Below are 19,647 nucleotides of genomic sequence, written 5' to 3' on the forward strand. Positions count from 1 at the left end.
ACATGAAAGCTGTTTTATTCGATCTGGATGGCACCCTCTTCGATACCGCTCCCGACTTTATCGTGGTCCTGAACCAGCTGCGCCACCAGGAGCTGTTGCCGCCCCTGCCCGACGAAACCATTCGCTCAGTAGTGTCCAACGGCGCGCGCGCGCTGGTAACGCTCGGCTTCGGCAAGGACGAGGGAGATGCGGCCTTTGAGGGGCTGCGGCAGCGACTGCTGGACCTGTATCTCGCGCACCTGGCCGAAAAAACCGTACCCTTCCCCGGCATTGAAACCTTGCTCGACAATCTCGCCGCACACGACATCGCCTGGGGTATCGTCACCAACAAACCGGAAGCCTATACGGTACCGCTGATGCAGGCTTTCACCCGCCTGCCGGCGCCGGGCGCGGTTATCTGCCCCGATCACGTAACCAATCGCAAACCCGACCCGGAACCGGTGCTGCTTGCCTGCAGCCAGATCGGCTGCAATCCGGAAGAAGCCGTATATGTCGGCGATCACGAGCGCGACATCGTTGCCGGCCGCGCCGCGGGCATGCCGACCATTGCCTGCCGCTACGGCTATATCGATGAGGGGGATGATCCAGCCAACTGGGGCGCTGATCACCTGGTGGATACTGCGCATGAAATCTGGCCGCTGCTGCTGAAACACTACCTGAATTAAGCGGACAAACTACTGGCAAAGCGGCCGCAATGCCGGTACGCACAGCGCCGCCCCACGACATCAATTGGAATTTTTATGTCTGAATCTATCGGCAACTACAAAGCCCCCCAGGACCTCCTCAAAGGCAAGGTCATTCTGGTCACCGGCGCCGGCGACGGTATCGGCAAGACTGCGGCCAAAACTTTTGCCGCCCATGGCGCTACCGTGATACTGCTGGGTCGCACCACCCCCAAACTGGAAATGGTCTACGACGAAATCGAGGCGGCCGGCGGCCCGCAACCGGCGATTTTCCCGATGGACCTGAACGAAGCGCGCATCGAAACTTTCGAGCACTTCGCCGAAGCGGTCGACCAGGAGTTCGGGCGCCTGGATGGCCTGCTGCACAATGCCAGTCTGCTCGGCCAGCGCACCCCCATCGCCAATTACCATTTCGGCACCTGGCAGCAGGTGATGCAGGTAAACGTCAACGCCGCATTCGGTCTGACCAAAACCCTGCTGCCACTGCTGGAAAAATCGGAAGCGGGCTCGGTCGTGTTTACCAGCTCCAGCGTGGGGCGCCAAGGCCGCGCCTACTGGGGCGCTTATGCCGTGTCAAAGTTTGCCACCGAAGGCCTGATGCAAGTGCTGGCCGATGAACTGGACGGCGTGTCCAATGTGCGCGCCAACAGCATCAATCCCGGCGCCACGCGTACCAGCATGCGCGCCGCCGCCTATCCCGCCGAGGACCCGCAAACCGTCACCGCGCCCGAAGCGATCATGCCTACCTACCTGTATCTGATGGGTGATGACAGCCGCGGGGTGAGCGGCAAACAATTTAATGCGCAAGGCAATTAGCCCCGCTGATAGCGGAAGCGCACACAGGCCGAATAAGGTAAAAAAATACCCGGAAAGTTTCCGGGTATTTTTCAATGAAGAAGCTGACCAGCGAATTATTCTTCCGCGTGATCGATCTCCTCTTCCACCATTTCCTCGGCTTCATCCGCGACGGCAGCCATGGAATCTGCCGCTTCTTCGGCAGTTTCCATCATTTGCTCCGGAGCATCGGCGAAAACATCACCCTCAACTTCCATCATTTCGTTGCTGGCAACAACGGCCTTGTCCGCAGCCTCTTCCATCACCTCACCGGCTTTTTCCACTGCGGATTCCACTTCCTCGGCGATGGCCGCCTCAGAAGTCACCGGCTCCATGTTTTGGTAATAGAAGTAGCCACCGATAGCGGCGATAACGATAGCGGGAATAATGAGTTTCTTCATTTTCCAACCCCTGAATAGTGTGAATTTATGATTATTGGCACAGGATATTGTTCCACGCTGGTCCGGCTAATAACGTGAGATGCTGCACGTTTTCGTTTGTCGACGCTCGGCTACTGAGGCAAAATCCACCTAACTTAACTAGCGAAACTGACAATATGCGAACTGTATTTTTCTTTTCCCTATTCTCACTCCTTGCAGCAACCGCGACCGCCGATACGGTAACCAGCCAAATCAAAGGCTGCTCAACCATCAAGGCAGATGCCGAACGCCTGCAATGCTACGACGCACTGAGCGACTCCCTGGAACAGCGTGCCAAAGCGAACTTTGGCCAGGAGCAGCAGCAAGTCGTCGAGGAGGCGCCCGAGTCCATCGAGGCGACCATTACCCAGATTGACAAAGCCGCCCACGGCAAGCTGTTGATTACCCTCGACAACGGCCAGGTGTGGCGCCAGAACGACAGCGGCCGCGTGAACTGGAAGAGCGGGGACACGGTCACCGTAGAGCGCGCGCTGTTTGGCTCCTTCCTGATGAAGCCCGTAGAAGGTGGTCGCAGCCTGCGTGTCAAACGGGTTCGGTAAGCCACCCCATATTGTCCCGCGCCGCCACACTCGCAATCGACTCGCAAGCCTCCCAGTTTGAACTGGTGAGAGCCACCGCTGCCCTGGCGGCGCGGTGGTGGCCACAGGCAAGCGCAAACAGAGCCGGGCTCTCGATACAACACTGGAACTGGTTGGTCGCTGGATTCGCTTGCGTCTGCCGGCCCAGCTGCAGTTCCGCGGAAGCGAACTGCGCACTCGCGGCAGCTCTACGCCAAGCCCCCGCCGGCTCGGTTTACAACCATTCAGTGCTGCCATCGGCGTCCTGCGAGCGGCCGAATACATCGACTTTACCTTCGACAGCCGCGCAGCAGCTGAAGCGGCTCGCGCCGCGTTCGCTGTAGACGGCTGGGCGAACAATAAAAACCCATCAGTCAGAGATAGTAAGGCGCAGCTTTCCACCCTCATCTATATTCAAAAAGGAATCAGGCGCCACGTGACTGCCGCCCGTCGAGGGGGCGATCGCGGGCCGTTCACACAGCCAACAAAAGGTTTACTCTCTTGTCCCGAGAAAATTTTTACTCAAGGGATGAAGCATGGCTGAAGGACACAGACGAACCCCTCTCCGGTGAAATTCCTGCGGAGGATGCTTCCGGGCGCGCCAGTGCCAGCGGTACTGAACCAGACGCCCCCGAAGCACCGGCAGCGGAAGAGCCGATGGCGGAAAGCGGCAGCACGCCGATGCAGAACTATCTCAAGCATCTGTATCGGCTGGAATTGCTGACCCCGGAAGAGGAACACACCACCACCTGTCTACTCAGGGACCTGGAAGACAAGCTGATTGCGCTCCTGCAGAAACGCGGCGTCGAACTGGTCGAGTTGCGCAGCGAGGGCGTGGAGCAGCGCGGCAGTACCGGGGCTTACGATCACGGCCTGATCATCGCCCGCGCCGAAGAGCTACTCGCCTCGGACAAACTCCCCCGGCGGGACCGCAGCTCCATGCAGAGCCTGCTGCGCCGCTTTCAGGCGCAGCGCAAGAAACTGATCCAGTGCAACCTGCGACTGGTCATCGCGATTGCCAAGCGCTTCCGCAATCCCTCGGTACCTTTCATTGATCTGATTCAGGAAGGCAACGTGGGATTGATGAAGGCCATAGAGCGCTTCAAGCCGCAAATGGGCTACCGTTTTTCCACCTACGCCTACTGGTGGATACAGCAGGAGATTCAGCTGGCGCTGCGGCGTAACGAGGATCTGGTGCGCCAGCCTGCCAATGTGCAGGACGACCTGCGCGCAATTTATCGCGCCATCGGTGACGTGCGCGCAGACGGGCTACCCGCCTCCGACGAAAACCTGGCGAAGCACACCGGCCTGGATCTGGAGCGTATTCAAAGCCTGTTGAAGCTGCCGGGGCCCACTGGTTCACTGGACGACCCCGTAGCAGACGACCAGAGCAGCACGCGACTGGATTATGCGCCGGCGGATGAGCTCTACAACACCGATGAACTGGTCACCAACCAGGAGCTGGCCCAGCGGCTGCGTGAAGCGGTAGCGCGCCTGCCAGCGCGCCAGCGAACGGTACTGAACCTGCGCTACGGCCTCCTCTCTGATCGCGACTGCTCTTTCCGGGTCATCGGCGAACAGCTCGGACTGAGCCAGGAGCGCGCGCGCCAGCTGCACTCGGACGCACTGCGCCAACTCAAGCGACAGTGGCGCTGATCTTCTCGCCGGTGACAGGCCGCAGGAATTGCGCTTGTCATCGGCAGATATCCCGCTAGGCTTATCCTCTGATTCAAGACTGGATTAAGCGATAAGTCATGGGCAGATTTTTTGCCGCAGCACCTGCTTCCAGGGCAGTCAGGACCGCCCTGCTCGTCCTCACGACGACTCTCTGTAATTTTTTTGTCATATCCGCAGCGCGCGCAGAGCACGAGCTGATTGTCAGTGCGGGCAAGGGCCTCGGTGATGCACTGATCCAGCAGAAATCCATTTCTGCAGCAGAAATGGTTGGCCTCAATTACTCGTATCTATTTTCGGATTTTCAGGGCGGACCCGGCTATTGGCAGTGGTGGGCGCAGGGCAGCTATTCGCGCATGCGCCTCGATTACCGCGGCGAGCAGCAACACCAAAATATATTCGAGCTGAAACCGCTACTGCGATGGTATCCGCAGCGGGATCCCTACGGACTTTTTGGTGAGGTCGGCGTCGGCGCAGCCTACCTGACCAACAAAAGCTTCGGCGACATTGAACTGACGACAAAGCCGAATTTTGCCCTGCACTTTGCCGGCGGCTATCACCTGCGCAACGGATACACCCTGTCTCTGCGCTACAGTCATTTCTCCAATGCCTATACCAACACGCCGAATCCTGGATTTGATTTCGCATCACTAAACGGGCACTTCAACTTCTAGCGACAGGTGCGTACAGTACCCATCGCCTGACTTTTCGCGGTAGTCACACCATCGCGCGCGATCATTTTTGGCATATCCCACATCGCCAAACAGTCACAATTCAATCAAATTTCTGTAACAGCCCCACGACAATATACCCCAATAAAAATATGGGGGTTATATGGACGCTAACCGTTCGGCGCCAGAAACGGACAGCCAGTCGAGCGCCTATTCATCCGCGTCTTCACGCGCGGAAATGAAGCAGTCGCGTGAACAGGATATACGCAGCATCTGCCACCTGGTCGCCAGTCGCGAACACGGTGAGATGGAGCAGCATGTGGCGGATCTTTCCCGCTGGCAGGCGCTCAATACCGACGCCCGGATCTCCGTCATCGCACATCCGCGATATCGGTACACGCTGCACGAACGGGTAAAGTTCATCCCGCTCAATACCGATCGCAGCCGCCATCACCCGACGCTGGTGTGGCGCCTCGCCAACCATATCCGTGCCGGCGAATACCAGATCGCCCATGGACACGGCAGCAAGTCTGCGCAACTACTCGCCGCGGTACAGAAATATACCGAGGCACAGCAGGTCATCACCCGCCACAATGTCCGCCACCCGCGGGACAAGCTGGCCAGCGCCTTTTCGGCGCGTATCGCTGTCAGCCGCTCAACTGTCGCCAACTCGCGGCTGGACTGGAATATCATTCCCAATGGAGTCGATGTCTCCGCAAAGGATAGTGAGGCGTCGCCGGAAGTCCGGTTGCATGCCGCCCCCCGCATTCTGGTCGCGACACGCCTACTGCGGCTAAAAGGCATGGATGCACTGCTGGGAGCACTGGCAAAACTGCCGGAGATTCATCTGACGGTAATCGGCGACGGGCCAGACAAGGTGGAATTGAAGCGCCTCAGCGAAAAACTTGGCCTCACTGATCGTGTCAATTTTGTCGGTTATACCGATGAGATTGCGGCATTTATCCGCGCTGCCGATCTTTTACTGATTCCGTCGCCCGGCGAAACCACGCTCTACACATTGATTGAGGCCTTGCTGAACCGCTGCCCGGTCGCCTCTGCCCACAGTACATACGCCGAGGAATATATTCCGCCCGACTACCTGCTGAATAATCTCGAGCCAGAGCACCTGGCAGAGAAACTGGCGTTCGCCCTTCGGGATGGGAACAAGTTACTGTGTGACTTCGCACCCGTGTTCGCACGTGCGGCAAACGAACTGACGCTGGAACAGATGGCCCGCTCGACCTGGCAGGTCTACCAAAAACTGCAGCCCTGATGGCGTCTTTCCGAAAAATACTTTAGCGCGAAAACCGGTATCGATGGCGGCTGCGCATTAACAGCATCAGATCGGATTGATAGAAGCATTCCGTCATATAGGCGTTTGAGGTCAGACCGTTTCGCACAGTTCGCGATAAACAGCCAGCGTCTTGGCCGCCGAATCCTCGTGGCTGAAACCACGAAAGGCGATCGGCTGGGGGCGCGCTAGAATCTGCAGGCTGGCCTGCACCAGGGCGTCCATATTGTTGCGTGCAACCAGTCCCTGAGGAAAGCACTGCTGCAGCACTTCCGCCGCGCCGCCATCTTCATAGGCGATTACCGGACAATTCATCGCCAGGGCTTCGGCAGCTATGATCGCGCTGCTATCGTTGTCCGCACTGAACTGGTAAGTGATCTGCGAGCTGGCGTACAACTCCCGCATATCGCGTCGCTCACCGAGAAACAGCACCTTGTCGCTCAGCCCCAGGTCCAGTGCCTGCTGCTCCAGTTTTCGCGCATATTTCTCGCCATCCTTACCCGCGGAGCCGACCACGAGCCCGAATACGTCCTCGCGCTGTCTGGACAGCGTTGCAAGCACCTGCAGGAAAGTAGCCTGTTCGTTCTCCGGCGACAGGGATGCCGGCATCAGCAACCAGTTCTTCCCCTCCAATTGCGGATAATGGTTAAGCAGGCGCAATTGCCAGTGACCGGAGATAGGGGCCTGGCGATCAAACTCTCTGGTATTCACACCGCGGTGAACGACCTGCGGCGAAGTGCGCAAATTATGCCCGCAGCGCTCCTGCAGTTGATCGGCCATCCGCCGCGAAGTCGCAATGACACGCTCACCGGAAGCGATGATTCCGTTGTGAGAGTTTCTCGGGTAAATATCCGCTGCACCGGTGACAAGCCGCGGGCGCAACTCTTCCGGCATACCGCGCCAGGCGCGCAGGGTTATCCGGGCGGGGATATACGAATTGACATGAACGACGTCAGCTTGCAGTTCCTGCAGGAGACGGCGCAGCCGCCCCGCCAGCCTCAGGGACCATACAGATTTTTTTTGGAAGGGCATCTGAATATGCTGGCTGCCGCGCAATGTCAGGCGCGCAACCAACTCACCACCACCGGAAATCACGATGGACTCATGCCCCAACCGGACCAACTCATGGGCAAAATCCACTGCCGCCTTGCCCGCAATATCCGCCTCAAGATCAGGCAATATTTGTACGATTTTCAATCAACCACCGTGAACTCAGTGAAATCTGAACTATTCTGCAACCCTTCCACACCCGCGCCCAGTGCATTTCGCACAAAACTCAATTCCGCCATGGGATTTAGCGGCCGAAGCACAGACTCAGTTGGCAACCAAGCTCCCTTTAAGCCCCCTTTAAGCTCCTTGCGGCGCGGCAGTCGGCAGGTAGCCTCGTCAGATGGGTGCTAAGATGATACGTCAGTCGCCACCTTCAGGAAATATGAATGCCAAACCGTTACCTTTTGCAGCCATTACTTGCCTTTTTCCTGTTGTTCGCCGCAGTCGCCAATGCGGCGGAAAACGATCGGGGTATTTTCTGGCGGGCGGACAAGGCGGGCCAAACCATTTTCCTTCTCGGCTCCGTGCACCTGGCCACCGCCGATTTCTACCCGCTGCGCTCGCAAATCGAACGCGCCTACGCCGAGAGTGATGCCCTCGTCGTGGAAGCCGATATCGTTGCCGCAGAGAGCGATATGGCACTTCAACAGCAGATAATGCTGGAATCGCTTTACCAGGGGGATCGCAGCCTGCGCGATGACCTGTCACCCGCCGTGTACCAGCAGCTTCGATCCTGGCTTCAGCAGCGCCGGCTACCGGAACCGGTGTTTGTTCGCCAACGCCCGGCCATCGCCATGATCTCTATCAGCATGGTGGAAATGCAGGCCCTGGGACTGGACCCCCGACTGGGCATCGATCGCCATTTCCTCAAGAAAGCCAAACGTGATGGCAAGCCGATCGTGGAACTCGAAGGTGTACTGCAGCAGTTACAGCTGTTGAATGACCTGGAAAATCCGAGCTTGTTACTGCAGCAGACACTGGAACAATTGGAGGATATGCAGACTTTTGTGCCGCGTATGACCAGCGCCTGGAAACGTGGCGATGGCGAAGCCCTGTACCAACTCATTATCGCCGACAGCCTGCAAGAACACCCCGAATACCGGCCGCTCTACGAGACGCTATTTTTTCGGCGCAACCGCGCAATGGCAGAAAAAATTGCGGGCAGCTCACCCACATACAAATCACTGTTTGTCGTCGTCGGCGCCGGCCATTTACTCGGTGATGAAAGTGTCATTGCCCTGCTGAGAAAGCAGGGGTACGAATTGCAACGGCTGTGATCCCCTTCTTGGCACGCCCCGCAACAAACTGATATTAATTATTTGTTGAATTGGCCGAGCGGCAAGGCGACGCCTCCTGTTATTGCTAAACTCGAAAAGCATCGTTTACCCAAGCAGTGGCAGGGTTGGCATACAGGGAGGTATTCAATGTGCCGCTTCGCTTTAATATGCGCCTTGGTCGGCGCGTCCATTATCCATCCAGCGCTGGCCGACGAGGCGGAAACCAAAGGCGGACTGAAAATCACCTCGGATGACGGCAACTTCTCCGCCGAGTTAGGCGGCCGCATCCACTTTGACACCTACCTATTCGACCGGGATATCGAAGACCCTGTCAGCACTACCGAATTTCGCCGCGCCCGGCTGGCCATGAAAGGCAAATTGTGGGAGTGGGAATACAAGCTGGAACGGGACTTCGCCTCCAGCGGCACCGGCGGAATGCGCGACGTCTATATCGCCACCGAGGTCCTGGGCGGCAAACTGACCATCGGCAACTTCAAGCCCTACCGCTCCATCAACGAGCTGACCAGCTCCAATGAAATCACAATGATGGAGCGTTCCTTCGCCTCAGCCAGCGGTATCTACGCCGATCGTGGACGGCAACAGGGTGTCGGCTGGCTCACGCACTGGGACTGCTATACCTTTGGCGCCATGGCGTTCAACTTGCGCGATCCCGGCGGGCCGCGCAATGAGGGCGTCGGCGCCGCCGGGCGCTTTACCTGGGCGCCGGTCAATGACGAAATCAGTACGCTGCACCTGGGGATTTACGGAAGCTACGAAAACGCCAACCGCAACTCGAATCCGCTGGTGGCAGATGTCAGTTACGCGGGGCGGCGCGGCCCCAGCCAGCTCATATCACTGACGCCGGGCGACCGGGAGTTTTTCTTTGATGATTTCGTCGATGATGAGTTTTTCTTCGGCGAACACGGCGGCAGCGTTGGCACCATAGGGCTGGAACTGGCCGGGACCTATGGTCCGCTGTACGGGCAGGCGGAGTATGTTTATGGGGATTTTGACGGGGACTACTTCCTGTCCGAAGAGGTCTTCGACGATTTCTTCGGCGCGCCACCAACCTTCGACTGCGACCCGGATTTTGGTTGCTTTATCGGCGGCCAGGATGTGCGCACCTGGTATGTCATGGGGAGCTGGGTGATTACCGGTGAACACAAGCCCTACGACAGCAAAAAAGGCGTGTTCAAGTCAGTAAAACCACACAGCGACTGGGGTGCCTGGGAACTCACTGCGCGCTACGAAACCATCGAGAACAAGGATATCCGCAAGCTGGAAGCGAGCAACCTGCGACTCGGGGTCAACTTCTACTTCAACCCGCGAGTGCGCTTTATGTTCAATATTGTATTGGGAGATGATGACTTTACCGGCGACGACACCAACCAAATGGCGTTTCGCGCCCAGGCAAGCTGGTGATGCGGAATGCGGAATGCAGAATGCGGAACAGCGTGTGGCACCCGGGCCTAACCGCCGAGCCGCCCCTTGCGAAACTTGGGCGCGGCCCCCGCTCCAGCGGAATACACGATGCTCATTCGCGTATTCCGCACTCGTCATTCCGCATTCCGCATTTCTTTACCCCACCTGCTGTGCCTTGGCCGGGTCGAAGACCTCTACCGGCGTCACCTCATCCAGGTCTGCCGCTGGATTCTCGAAACGCAGCAGCGCCGCATCGCGCACTTTCTTCACTTTTTCCAGGTTAGCGTCTTTGACCACGCCGTAACCGCGAATTTCATCGGGATAGCTGAGTAGATCAATCGCCGCCGCGTGGTTTTCGGCATTCAGCTCGCCGATTACCCGGTTTACCAGCTGCTCGTATTCACCGATAAGACCCCGCTCCATCTTGCGCTCCGCGGTGTAGCCGAAAATATCCAACGCGGTGCCGCGCAGGAATTTCAGTCGAGCCAGCAGGCCGAACGCCTTGTGCATCCAGCCGCCGAACTTCATCTTGCGCGGGCGCCCCAGGGCCTTGTCGAACGGCGCCAGCAACGGCGGTGCCAGATTGAACTCCAGCTCGAAGTCGCCGGCAAAGTTTTCCTCCAGTGCCTTGGTAAAGCGGCCATCGGTATACAGACGGGCCACCTCGTACTCGTCCTTGTAGGCCAGCAATTTCGCGTAGTAGCGCGCGACCACTTCAGCCAGCGCCTCGCTGCCGGGCACCTTGAGAATTTCCGCGGCCTTGACCTTATCCACCAGGGCGCGGTAGCGCTGCGCCAGCTCGACATTCTGGTAGCCGGTCAAATGCTCGCAACGGTGCGCAACGATCTCTTCCAGAGTGCGCGGCAGTTCAATCACTTCCTCGTCGCTCGCCAGCAGCGCATCCAATGCCACGCGATCAGCTGCCGCCAGACGGCCGGCGGCAAAGCCCTGCAGGTTACCCTCGATCGCCACCCCGTTCAGCTCGATGGCCTGCAGCAGGGATTCCTGCTGCAACGGCAGCAGCCCCTTCTGCCAGGCGTAGCCGAGCATGAAAATGTTTGCCGCCAGTGTATCGCCCAGGGCAGCACTGGTGAGCTTGTGGGCTTCCACCGCCTCCAGCTCTTTGACCGCACCGCTTAGAGTATCCAGTACCGCCTGCGGCGAATGCACATCTTCGCGACCGAGTACCGAAGCAGCCGTCGGGCTCAGGTGGGTGTTCACCACCGCGCGGCTGTGCGTCTCATCCAGCTTGGCCAGACAGGCAGCCAGGTTGCCCGCCGCGATCAGGTCACAGGCCATCAGGGCGTCGGCGCGGCCATCGGAAATGCGCACGGCCTGTAGCGCCTCCGGTTCGGCGGCAAAGCGCACGTGCGAATAGACCGCACCACCCTTCTGCGCCAGACCGGTCTGGTCGAGGGTGCTGCTGGCCTTGCCTTCGATGTGGGCGGCCATTGCCAGCAGCGCGCCGATGGTAACGACACCGGTGCCACCGACGCCGGTGACCAGCAGGTTGTACGGCTCGGCCAGCGCCGGCAGTTGCGGCACCGGCAACTTGTCCGCCTCGGTGCGCAGCACATCGCCAACACCAGCGCGCTTGGCCAGCTTGCCGCCCTTCACGGTAACGAAGGACGGACAGAAACCGTTAACACAGGACATATCCTGGTTGCAGCCGGTCTGGTTGATCCGGCGCTTGTCGCCAAGGGCCGTGTCGACTTTTTCCACCGCAATACAGCTCGACTGCTGCACACAGTCACCGCAGCCCTCACACACCAGCTCGTTGATAAACGGGCGCCCTTCCGCTTTCGGCAGCAGGCCGCGCTTGCGCTTGCGGCGCAGCTCGGTAGCGCAGGTCTGGTCGTAGATAATGACCGTAACGCCTTCGGTTTCGCGCAACTCCTTCATCACCACCGGCAAGTGGTCGCGATGACGAATCGTCACTTCGCTCGGGAAAGTCAGTGCGCCCTTGTACTTGTCCGGGTTATCCATGACCAGCACGACCTTGTTCACACCCTCCGCCAGCACCTGGCGACAGATCATGTCCGGTGCCAGCTCGCCGTCGTGGGGCTGGCCGCCGGTCATGGCCACGGCGTCGTTGAACAGGATCTTGTAGGTGATATTCACCTTCGCCGCGACGGACGCGCGGATGGCGAGAACGCCCGAATGGAAATAGGTGCCGTCACCCAGGTTCACAAAGACATGTTTTTCACGGGTAAATGGTGCCTGGCCAACCCAGTTAACGCCCTCGGCGCCCATCTGGGTAAAGGTATAGGTCTCGCGATCCAGCCATTGCGCCATATAGTGGCAGCCGATACCGGCCAGCGCGCGGCTGCCCTCCGGCACCTTGGTGGAGCGGTTGTGCGGACAGCCTGCACAGAACATCGGCAGGCGCGAAACGCTGGAACCCGCCTGCTGCGAAATGCGCTCCGCCAGCGCATTGAGACGCATCAGGCGGTGCTTGGCGCGCTCGCCCAGTTTGGCATCGCCCAGTACTTTGCCCAGTACCTGAGTCACGATGGCCGGCGACAGTTCGCCATACATCGGCATCAGCGCGCGATCGTGTTCGTCGACCTTGCCGAGAATGCGTGGGAAATGCGGGTCTTTCTGGTGCACGTTGTACAGCTCTTCTTTCAGCTGTACTTCCATCAGGCTGCGCTTCTCTTCCAATACCAGCAGCGTATCCAGCCCCCGGGCAAACTCCTGAATACCGGGCACATCCAGCGGATAGGTCATACCGACCTTGAGAATGCGGATACCGAGCGCTTTCGCCTTCTGTTCGTCGATGCCCATATCCTCGAAGGCCTGCATCAGGTCGAGGTGGGCCTTGCCAGTGGTGACGATCCCCAGAGTCGCGTCGGAGTTTTCCAGCACCACCTTGTTGAGGTTGTTGGCGCGAGCAAAAGCCAAGGCGGCCGGGCGCTTGTAGCGCCACAGGCGTTCTTCCTGCTCCAGGGGATTGTCCTGCTTGCGGATATTCAGGCCGCCCTCCGGGCGCTCAATCTCCGGATAGGCAAACTGTACCCGCTCGGGATCCACGTCGACGGTCGCGGAACTGTCCATATTTTCCGCCAGGGTAATCATCGCCACCCAGCAGCCGCTGAAGCGGGAAAGCTCGAAACCGTAGTGGCCGTAGTCCAGCACTTCCTGCACGGTGGCAGGGTTCAGCACCGGGATATGCATATCGACAAAGGCGAATTCGGACTGCCCCGGGTAGGAAGAGGACTTACAGCCGTGGTCGTCCCCGGCGACGATCAACGCACCGCCTTTCGGCGAGGAGCCGGCCGCATTGGCATGGCGGAAGGCATCACAGGAGCGGTCAACACCGGGGGTCTTGCCGTACCAGATACCGCAGACACCATCCACTTGCGCGCCTTCAAACAGGCCTACCTGCTGCGAGCCCCAGACGGCGGTTGCCGCCAGCTCTTCGTTAACGCCGGGCTGGAAGCGGATATTGTGCTGATCGAGAAGCTTTTTCGCGCGGGATAACTGCTGGTCGTAGCCACCAAGGGGAGATCCGCGGTAACCGGAAATGAACGTGGCAGTATTGAGACCGCGGGACTTATCCATGCGCATCTGGTCGATGGGCAGGCGCACCAGGGCCTGGATCCCGGACAGCAACACGCGGCCCTTCAGGGTGGTGAAGCGATCATCCAGGGAGATCCGCTTTGCCTGGCCGCCTTCCCGGGACTGGGCCGCGCCCTGCGGATTGTTTACTTTCTCACTCATACGCCTACTTCCGGTTGTCTATTCAGCTCGATTCCGAGATCGAGTTATTGGTCGTTATTCTTCCGGCCTGATCGCCATCAGCCGCCGACAGCTTCCGTACCCGGGCCCGCTGGAGCAGCTGGCGGGTAATCACAAGAAGTGTCCAGCCTGCGACGAGCTGGTCAGGTCATACTAGTGCGTTAAGCGCAATAGAGCATTGCTTTATTTACGCATTTGCGCGTAAAATTATGATAAACATCTCGAACAGATTATTTTTTGTAGGATAGGAGTTTATATGAAGCGTTCGACAGACCTGGATGATTTTGACCGCAAGATTCTGCGAGCGCTGCAGGAGAACGCCGATTATTCCATGGCGGAACTCGGAGACAAAGTGGGCCTTTCCCACACTCCCTGCTGGCGCCGGATCAAACGCCTGGAGGCCGAGGGAATTATCCGCGGACGCGTCACCCTGCTCGACCCCCGTAAACTCGACCTCGGGGTCACAGTATACTGCTACGTCACTATACACAACCACGACGAGGAGTCACTGAACAACTTCGAATCGGCAGTGCAGGATGTCCAGGAAGTCGTCGAGTGTTACTCCACCAGTGGCGACAAGGACTACGTACTGCGCGTGGTCGTGGACAGCGTCGAACACTATGAGCAACTGCTGAAGCGCTCGCTGGTACATCTGCCGAACGTGGCCTCGGTCAATTCCACCTTTGCCCTGAAACAGGTGAAGTACACCACCCAGTTGCCACTGTAAGTCCGCCCCTCCAATCACAGGGGCGAATCCCCGATTCGCCCCTGCCGAACCATTCGCCGCTTTAGTCCTGCTCCTGCAATTCCTGCAGTACACGATCCACCACCTGCTGCAGATCGCTGCCATCACAACTTACGGTAATATCCGCGTACTTGCGATACAGCGCCTGGCGCTCGGCGAACAACTCCTCGAACGACTGCCCCGGCGCCATGGCGATGCCGCGGCTTTCATAATTGTGAATGCGCCGGCGCAGCTCGTCCGCAGAACAATCCAGAAAGACGACGGGACCAAAACGCTGGAGATTTGCCATCCCCTCTTCGCTGTATACGGCGCTGCCGCCGGTGGCAATAACGTGATTGGGCAGCTCAGCGTTCGAGAGCACATCCCCCTCAATACGCCGCAGGTTCAGGTAATCGGTCTCGTCCATGATGTCCTGCAGAGTCTTGCCTTCACGCAACTGGATCATCACATCGGTATCGACAAAATCCAGCGCCAGCTCCTTTGCCAGCAATACCCCCAGCGTACTCTTGCCGGCGCCCGGCATACCGATCAGTACAATACTTTTGTTTTGTTTCATTGCGACAGTTTATTACGACAATTCACCGCAGTCAGTTACCGCTGAAACCTTTGTGGCCCTCTCAGTCTCCCCGCCGCGGCAATAGCAAAGCCCGCAGCCAGCCCCGCAGCGAATTGCCGTCCATTAACATGCGGTCCAGTTCATCCAGGTTGTGCGCCTGGCGAAAGGCATCGGCAAACAGCGCTTCGCGGGTGATCATTCTCCGCCCGGGATTGATTTTCTTAATTTCGTGCGCCGGATTCCCGGCCACCACCGTGTTTGCAGGCACATCTTTGGTCACCACACTGCCAGCGCCTACGACAGAATTGTCACCTATGCTGACGCCCTTGCAGATGATTGCACTATCGCCGATCCAGACGTTGTTACCCAGTTTCACCGGCGCCGTACAGCGGAAGGGTCGCGTGCGATTGTAGAGCCCGTGCCAGTCGGAATCGGAAATATAGACGTTGGCGGCAATCATGCAGGCATCACCGATGGTGATGGACTCCGCTGCAGAAATACGCACACCGGGCGAGATCAAGACATAATCACCAATGGTAATAAAGGCATCGCCCCCGCGGTGGCCGAGCGTGGTGAAACGGATGCAGTTATCCGGCGTGGAAATCAGGTGGGGATAATTTCCCAGGACAATGTTGCGACCGAAGACATGCACCGAGCCCGGATCCATAATTTCCGGCTCTACACCTATGGCATCGAACTGAGGCAACAGGAAATAGCGTGTACGCCATTTACGAAAGCGCACGAGCCAATGCTTAAGCCAGTAGGGTCGATGATCCTTGCGCATTTCTCAGATCCGATTTTTATGCAAATTTTCCGCCCTGAAATTCACAATTGCTTTTATCAATGTGGCGGTTTAGTGTTTGGGAAAACTACATATAACGAGCGGTAACATATGTCTATCAAGCTGCCCATCGACATCCACAGTATCAAGGGTTTTCTGGCCGCCCACGAAGGCGAAGCACTTTTTCACCTGGCAGCCGAAGCCAGCGAACTTGGCCCCTGCCTCGAGGTCGGAAGCTACTGCGGCAAATCGAGCATCTATCTCGCCTCCGCCTGCAAGCTGACCGACAACGTACTTTTCGCAGTTGACCACCACCGCGGCTCCGAAGAGCACCAACCCGGAGAGGAATACCACGATCCGGAACTCTTTGACGATAATGCCCAGCAGATGGACAGCTTTCGCACCTTCCGCACAAACATCCGCGCGGCGCAACTGGAAGAGTGGGTAGTACCCGTCGTCGCCCCCTCAGCGGTGGCAGCGCGCTGCTGGAATACGCCACTAGGCCTTGTCTTTATTGACGGCGGCCATTCACTGGAAGCAGCCATGACTGACTACCGCAGCTGGTCCCGCCATATCGTGCCCGGCGGATATCTGGCCATTCACGATATTTTTCCGGACCCGGAAGACGGCGGGCAGGCCCCCTACGACATTTACAAACTAGCCCTGGCTTCCGCTCAGTTCGAGCTGGTGGAGACAGTCGACACTCTCGGCGTCCTGCGCCGGGTCTGACACTAGTCGCACCGAGGTAAAGAGCCCTCTCGCCGGAGTCAAGCCGGCGAGCGCGTCAGCTGCCAGCAACATCGCCCCCACCGTCCAGGTGGTTTTCTCTTCCGGCCATATTGCCTTGTCACGGTACACGTAACCGGTCCAGTAACCGCCATCGCAGTCCTGCCAGCGATGCAATCCGCGGTACAGTTTCGCTGCGCGGCCCGATTCTCCCGCAGCGACCAGGGCCATCGTCAACTCACAGGATTCCGCCACCGTTACCCAGGGCTCGTCGTTGACACAGCGGCAACCAAGCCCCGCCACCACAAATTCATCCCATTTTTTCCGCAGCCGTGCCCGCGCAGCGCTGCCGGCAAACACTCCGGTCAGCACCGGATAGAACCAGTCCATCGAGAAGCGCGCCTTGCTCTCCCATGTGCGATCAAAGCGATGGGGTTTCTCCCTCAGTGCCGCGCCCAGGGCGACTCTTCCGCTAAGCCAATGTGGGCGGGAATACCCGAGAGTGCAGGCGATATTGATCGCACACTCCAGGCTCTTATAGATCGAAGAGCAGCCGGTAATCAGCGCATCTTCTCTCGCTACGTTGTCACTGTCGACTGCCCAGTGGATTTCCCCGTGCTCGGTCTGCAGGCCGAGTACAAACTCCACGGCCTTATCAACCGTCGGCCAGTACCGATGCAGGAAATTCACATCATCGGTAATCAGGTAGTGATGCCAGATACCGGTAGCGACATAGGCTACAAAATTGCTCTCGCGGCGCTCGCGATTGTGCACCGCACCATCCTTGTACGCCGCCCACCAGCTGCCGTCCTGCAGCTGGATATCTGCCAGCCACCGATAGGCCCTTTCTGCCGCGGCAAACTCACCGGCAATACTGAGCCCCATGGCCGCTTCCACATGATCCCAGGGATCTGCGTAGCCGCCTTCGAACCAGGGAATAGAACCATCTTCCAGCTGTTGCGAAAGAATATAATCCGCACTGTTTCGCACAAACCCCAGCGGAAACAGCGCCGCGTCGCCAGAGCGGGTTATCGCCAGATCGTTCAAGACTGCACCTCCACTGCAACCGCTGGAGTGTCGGTTTCGCCCATAACTTCTGTGATTATCTCCGCCGCAACCGGAGACGACTGCGGCTTAACGAAATAGAGCACGATGCTTTTGCCCAAAAATGGATTCAACAGCTTTTCCAGTGCCCGCGTTAAGAACGGCTTTTGCATCAGATCCCAAACCAGCATCCGGTGATAGGCGGCCAACACACGGGACTCCGGCCTGTCCCAGAGCCAGCACTTCAGCCACCAGTAAGGCGAGTGCAAAGCATGCGCCTTGTGTCGGGCAAAGAAGCTGTGGCCGAGTCGTTCAATACTGCTGCGCAATTCGCGCTCTCGGAAAATACGAATATGCCCCCCTTCGACCTGGTGGTACTCATCGCTGAGCTGCCAACAAATCCACTCGGGGAGAAACGTCGGTACGCTTGCGGCAAAAATGCCACCCGGCTTCAGGACGCGGTCGATCTCGGCAAGTACCGCCCGGTAATCCTCTATGTGCTCCAACACCTCGGAGCAGATCACCACATCAAAAGTGCCTTCCGCAAACGGCAGCTGCAACCCATTTGCCACGCTGAACAGCAAGCGCCCACGGGTCTGCTGCTGCTCGGCAAACGGCTGGGCGCGCTCGCAGGCAGTGCGCACATCGGCGATATTCAGGTCGACGGCGACGATATCTATCGCCTCCGAAATCAACAAGTGGATGGCGTGGCGACCCTCGCCACAGCCGAGATCCAGTACTTTCTGCCCCGGCTCCAGCTTCAGCTGCCGCGGATCGACCGTAATCATCAGGCCGCCTCCGCGCCGCTGGCGTCTGCCGTCCGCACAACGGACTTAGGCAGCGCCTTGACTTGCGGTTCGCCGAGAATCCGCCGGTAGTAATCCACCAGCCGCGACGCCGCCAGTCGCCAGGAAAACTGCTGCAGGATGCGCGCCCTGCCCTTTTCCGCCAACTGGGCACGCTGGGCCTCGTCGGTTAGGAGGGTCTGCAGCGCCCGGGCCAATGCCTTGCCGTCACCGGCAGGTACAACAATGCCGGCGTCACCAACGACTTCTGGCAGTGCACCGCCATCGCTGGAGATTACCGGTACCCCACACGCCATCGCCTCACCTGCCGGCAGACCGAAGCCCTCATACAGGGACGGGCATACCACCACACTGGCCTGCGCGTAGTATTCGACCAGTTGCTGGTTCGAAATGCCGGATACAAATTTGACCCGGTCCTGCAACTGCAGCCGACTCAGCAGCTGCTCGGTAGCACCGCCCTCCTGCAGGCGACCCACAACCAGTAATTCAAGGCCCGGGAATTGTTCGCGTAACTCAGCCATGGCGTTCAGCAGGAAACGCAATCCTTTCAGGGGCTGATCCGCCGAGGCGGTTGTCATGACGCGCAGCGGCAGGCGCTCGATATGCGGCTGCGGTCGGAAAACTTCGGTGTCGATGCCGTTGTAAATCAGGTGAATGTCCCGGGGGTCGACTCCGAACTGCTCGATGATATCCCGCTCGGACTGGCGGGATACCGTAACGATATGTCGCAGCTTCCGCGCCACTTTGGTCTGCATGCCCAGAAAGCTGTACCAGCGGCGCACAAGCAACCGGAAACGCCAGTCCGGGGCGGCGTCCAGAGCCAACTGGCGATCACGGGTTATCGGGTGGTGAATGGTTGCGACGACCGGCAGGCCGCTCCGCTCGATGTCCTGCAAGCCGTAACAAAGAGACTGGTTGTCGTGCACGATATCGTAGTGACGTCCGTGCCTGCGCAGGTATTTGGCCACACGGCGACCGAAGGTATAGGGTTCGGCAAACCCACCGGTCAACTTGCCCCACCACTCGATAAAATCTGTCCACGACAACAAGTGCCTGAGCGTCAGGGCTCGGGTTGGATGCTCCACCTCAAACAGGTTGAGCCCAGGCATCTTGATCAGCTTTACGCGGGGATCCAATTCCGGGTAGGGCTGTCCGGAAATCACGTCCACAGAGTGACCGGCATCCACCAGCGCCTTGCTCAGATAGTTAAGGTAGACGCCCTGCCCGCCACAATAAGGATGGCTGCGATAGCCCAGCAGGCATATTTTGAGAGGCCGCGAGCTCGCAACCGATGGACCGTCTGTACAATTCCCCAAGGCGGTCATAGCTTCCCCATTTGCATTGTTTTA

19 protein-coding genes are annotated in these 19,647 nt (G+C 58.6%); 11 read left to right on the forward strand and 8 right to left on the reverse strand.

Annotated features, from left to right (window positions below):
* Positions 1 to 2: 2 nt before the first annotated feature.
* Together BUC36_RS03135 and BUC36_RS03140 are read left to right on the forward strand one after the other, a co-directional pair.
* Positions 3 to 665: an HAD family hydrolase gene (locus BUC36_RS03135; protein WP_084535542.1), complete on the forward strand. Its 663-nt coding sequence runs from the start codon at positions 3 to 5 to the stop codon at positions 663 to 665.
* A gap of 75 nt (positions 666 to 740) precedes the next feature.
* Entirely contained in the window at positions 741 to 1,499 is a 759-nt protein-coding gene (locus BUC36_RS03140; protein WP_073271346.1) for a YciK family oxidoreductase, read from the forward strand.
* A gap of 95 nt (positions 1,500 to 1,594) precedes the next feature.
* Here the strand turns inward: BUC36_RS03140 and BUC36_RS03145 are convergent, their stop codons facing one another.
* The gene (locus BUC36_RS03145; RefSeq protein ID WP_073271350.1) at positions 1,595 to 1,918 is read right to left on the reverse strand and encodes a hypothetical protein; all 324 of its coding nucleotides are present in this window, start codon (positions 1,916 to 1,918) and stop codon (positions 1,595 to 1,597) included.
* 155 nt (positions 1,919 to 2,073) lie between these two features.
* On the opposite strand from BUC36_RS03145, the gene BUC36_RS03150 reads away from it, so the two are divergent.
* The 5 genes from BUC36_RS03150 to BUC36_RS03165 all read left to right on the forward strand — a co-directional run bounded on the left by BUC36_RS03150 (position 2,074) and on the right by BUC36_RS03165 (position 6,132).
* The gene (locus BUC36_RS03150) at positions 2,074 to 2,496 is read left to right on the forward strand and encodes a hypothetical protein (RefSeq protein WP_073271352.1); all 423 of its coding nucleotides are present in this window, start codon (positions 2,074 to 2,076) and stop codon (positions 2,494 to 2,496) included.
* Positions 2,497 to 2,593: 97 nt separating this feature from the next.
* Entirely contained in the window at positions 2,594 to 3,058 is a 465-nt protein-coding gene (locus BUC36_RS18705) for a hypothetical protein (RefSeq protein ID WP_143186867.1), read from the forward strand.
* On the forward strand, positions 3,016 to 4,170 hold the full coding sequence (locus BUC36_RS03155; RefSeq protein WP_073271354.1) for a sigma-70 family RNA polymerase sigma factor: 1,155 nt from the start codon (positions 3,016 to 3,018) through the stop codon (positions 4,168 to 4,170). Before BUC36_RS18705 ends, BUC36_RS03155 begins: the two co-directional genes overlap by 43 nt.
* Positions 4,171 to 4,268: 98 nt before the next feature.
* Positions 4,269 to 4,862: an acyloxyacyl hydrolase gene (locus tag BUC36_RS03160; RefSeq protein ID WP_073271356.1), complete on the forward strand. Its 594-nt coding sequence runs from the start codon at positions 4,269 to 4,271 to the stop codon at positions 4,860 to 4,862.
* 160 nt (positions 4,863 to 5,022) lie between these two features.
* Entirely contained in the window at positions 5,023 to 6,132 is a 1,110-nt protein-coding gene (locus tag BUC36_RS03165; protein WP_084535544.1) for a glycosyltransferase family 4 protein, read from the forward strand.
* 111 nt (positions 6,133 to 6,243) lie between these two features.
* Here the strand turns inward: BUC36_RS03165 and BUC36_RS03170 are convergent, their stop codons facing one another.
* Positions 6,244 to 7,347 (reverse strand): glycosyltransferase, encoded by a 1,104-nt coding sequence (locus BUC36_RS03170; protein ID WP_073271362.1) that lies wholly within the window; start codon positions 7,345 to 7,347, stop codon positions 6,244 to 6,246.
* Positions 7,348 to 7,586: 239 nt separating this feature from the next.
* Between BUC36_RS03170 and BUC36_RS03175 the strand changes: the two genes are divergently transcribed.
* Together BUC36_RS03175 and BUC36_RS03180 are read left to right on the forward strand one after the other, a co-directional pair.
* On the forward strand, positions 7,587 to 8,477 hold the full coding sequence (locus BUC36_RS03175; protein WP_073271363.1) for a TraB/GumN family protein: 891 nt from the start codon (positions 7,587 to 7,589) through the stop codon (positions 8,475 to 8,477).
* Positions 8,478 to 8,624: 147 nt separating this feature from the next.
* On the forward strand, positions 8,625 to 9,899 hold the full coding sequence (locus BUC36_RS03180) for an OprO/OprP family phosphate-selective porin (protein WP_073271365.1): 1,275 nt from the start codon (positions 8,625 to 8,627) through the stop codon (positions 9,897 to 9,899).
* Positions 9,900 to 10,055: 156 nt separating this feature from the next.
* Here BUC36_RS03180 and BUC36_RS03185 read toward each other — a convergent pair whose 3' ends face one another.
* Positions 10,056 to 13,622, reverse strand: coding sequence for an indolepyruvate ferredoxin oxidoreductase family protein (locus BUC36_RS03185; RefSeq protein ID WP_084535546.1), 3,567 nt, complete (start codon positions 13,620 to 13,622; stop codon positions 10,056 to 10,058).
* A gap of 274 nt (positions 13,623 to 13,896) precedes the next feature.
* Between BUC36_RS03185 and BUC36_RS03190 the strand changes: the two genes are divergently transcribed.
* Positions 13,897 to 14,367, forward strand: coding sequence for an Lrp/AsnC family transcriptional regulator (locus BUC36_RS03190; protein WP_020413378.1), 471 nt, complete (start codon positions 13,897 to 13,899; stop codon positions 14,365 to 14,367).
* Positions 14,368 to 14,428: 61 nt separating this feature from the next.
* Here BUC36_RS03190 and BUC36_RS03195 read toward each other — a convergent pair whose 3' ends face one another.
* Positions 14,429 to 14,941, reverse strand: a complete 513-nt coding sequence (locus tag BUC36_RS03195; RefSeq protein ID WP_073271367.1) for a shikimate kinase — start codon at positions 14,939 to 14,941, stop codon at positions 14,429 to 14,431.
* A gap of 61 nt (positions 14,942 to 15,002) precedes the next feature.
* Positions 15,003 to 15,725 carry an acyltransferase gene (locus tag BUC36_RS03200; RefSeq protein ID WP_073271369.1) on the reverse strand — a complete coding sequence of 241 codons (723 nt, stop codon included), beginning with the start codon at positions 15,723 to 15,725 and terminating at the stop codon, positions 15,003 to 15,005.
* A 108-nt stretch (positions 15,726 to 15,833) separates the two neighbouring features.
* On the opposite strand from BUC36_RS03200, the gene BUC36_RS03205 reads away from it, so the two are divergent.
* On the forward strand, positions 15,834 to 16,451 hold the full coding sequence (locus BUC36_RS03205; RefSeq protein WP_073271371.1) for a class I SAM-dependent methyltransferase: 618 nt from the start codon (positions 15,834 to 15,836) through the stop codon (positions 16,449 to 16,451).
* Here the strand turns inward: BUC36_RS03205 and BUC36_RS03210 are convergent.
* The 3 genes from BUC36_RS03210 to BUC36_RS03220 are packed head-to-tail and all read right to left on the reverse strand — an operon-like array spanning position 16,380 to position 19,623.
* A complete protein-coding gene (locus BUC36_RS03210) occupies positions 16,380 to 17,495 on the reverse strand; it encodes a prenyltransferase/squalene oxidase repeat-containing protein (RefSeq protein WP_073271373.1) in 1,116 nt (371 codons plus the stop codon). The two genes, BUC36_RS03205 and BUC36_RS03210, sit on opposite strands and share 72 nt — an antisense overlap.
* On the reverse strand, positions 17,492 to 18,280 hold the full coding sequence (locus BUC36_RS03215; RefSeq protein WP_073271375.1) for a class I SAM-dependent methyltransferase: 789 nt from the start codon (positions 18,278 to 18,280) through the stop codon (positions 17,492 to 17,494). Before BUC36_RS03215 ends, BUC36_RS03210 begins: the two co-directional genes overlap by 4 nt.
* The gene (locus tag BUC36_RS03220; protein ID WP_073271377.1) at positions 18,280 to 19,623 is read right to left on the reverse strand and encodes a glycosyltransferase family 4 protein; all 1,344 of its coding nucleotides are present in this window, start codon (positions 19,621 to 19,623) and stop codon (positions 18,280 to 18,282) included. Before BUC36_RS03220 ends, BUC36_RS03215 begins: the two co-directional genes overlap by 1 nt.
* Positions 19,624 to 19,647: the final 24 nt, after the last annotated feature.

The sequence above is a fragment of the Microbulbifer donghaiensis genome (assembly GCF_900129095.1).
GTDB lineage: Bacteria > Pseudomonadota > Gammaproteobacteria > Pseudomonadales > Cellvibrionaceae > Microbulbifer > Microbulbifer donghaiensis.

Coding starts and splice junctions, on each gene's coding strand:
- BUC36_RS03150 (WP_073271352.1), top strand. CDS start 2,074: ATGCGAACTGTATTTTTCTTTTCCCTATTCTCACTCCTTGCAGCAACC.
- BUC36_RS03215 (WP_073271375.1), bottom strand. CDS start 18,280: ATGATTACGGTCGATCCGCGGCAGCTGAAGCTGGAGCCGGGGCAGAAA.
- BUC36_RS03165 (WP_084535544.1), top strand. CDS start 5,023: ATGGACGCTAACCGTTCGGCGCCAGAAACGGACAGCCAGTCGAGCGCC.
- BUC36_RS03135 (WP_084535542.1), top strand. CDS start 3: ATGAAAGCTGTTTTATTCGATCTGGATGGCACCCTCTTCGATACCGCT.
- BUC36_RS03205 (WP_073271371.1), top strand. CDS start 15,834: ATGTCTATCAAGCTGCCCATCGACATCCACAGTATCAAGGGTTTTCTG.
- BUC36_RS03185 (WP_084535546.1), bottom strand. CDS start 13,622: ATGAGTGAGAAAGTAAACAATCCGCAGGGCGCGGCCCAGTCCCGGGAA.
- BUC36_RS03160 (WP_073271356.1), top strand. CDS start 4,269: ATGGGCAGATTTTTTGCCGCAGCACCTGCTTCCAGGGCAGTCAGGACC.
- BUC36_RS03145 (WP_073271350.1), bottom strand. CDS start 1,918: ATGAAGAAACTCATTATTCCCGCTATCGTTATCGCCGCTATCGGTGGC.
- BUC36_RS03140 (WP_073271346.1), top strand. CDS start 741: ATGTCTGAATCTATCGGCAACTACAAAGCCCCCCAGGACCTCCTCAAA.
- BUC36_RS03175 (WP_073271363.1), top strand. CDS start 7,587: ATGCCAAACCGTTACCTTTTGCAGCCATTACTTGCCTTTTTCCTGTTG.
- BUC36_RS03190 (WP_020413378.1), top strand. CDS start 13,897: ATGAAGCGTTCGACAGACCTGGATGATTTTGACCGCAAGATTCTGCGA.
- BUC36_RS03195 (WP_073271367.1), bottom strand. CDS start 14,941: ATGAAACAAAACAAAAGTATTGTACTGATCGGTATGCCGGGCGCCGGC.
- BUC36_RS03180 (WP_073271365.1), top strand. CDS start 8,625: ATGTGCCGCTTCGCTTTAATATGCGCCTTGGTCGGCGCGTCCATTATC.
- BUC36_RS03220 (WP_073271377.1), bottom strand. CDS start 19,623: ATGACCGCCTTGGGGAATTGTACAGACGGTCCATCGGTTGCGAGCTCG.
- BUC36_RS03200 (WP_073271369.1), bottom strand. CDS start 15,725: ATGCGCAAGGATCATCGACCCTACTGGCTTAAGCATTGGCTCGTGCGC.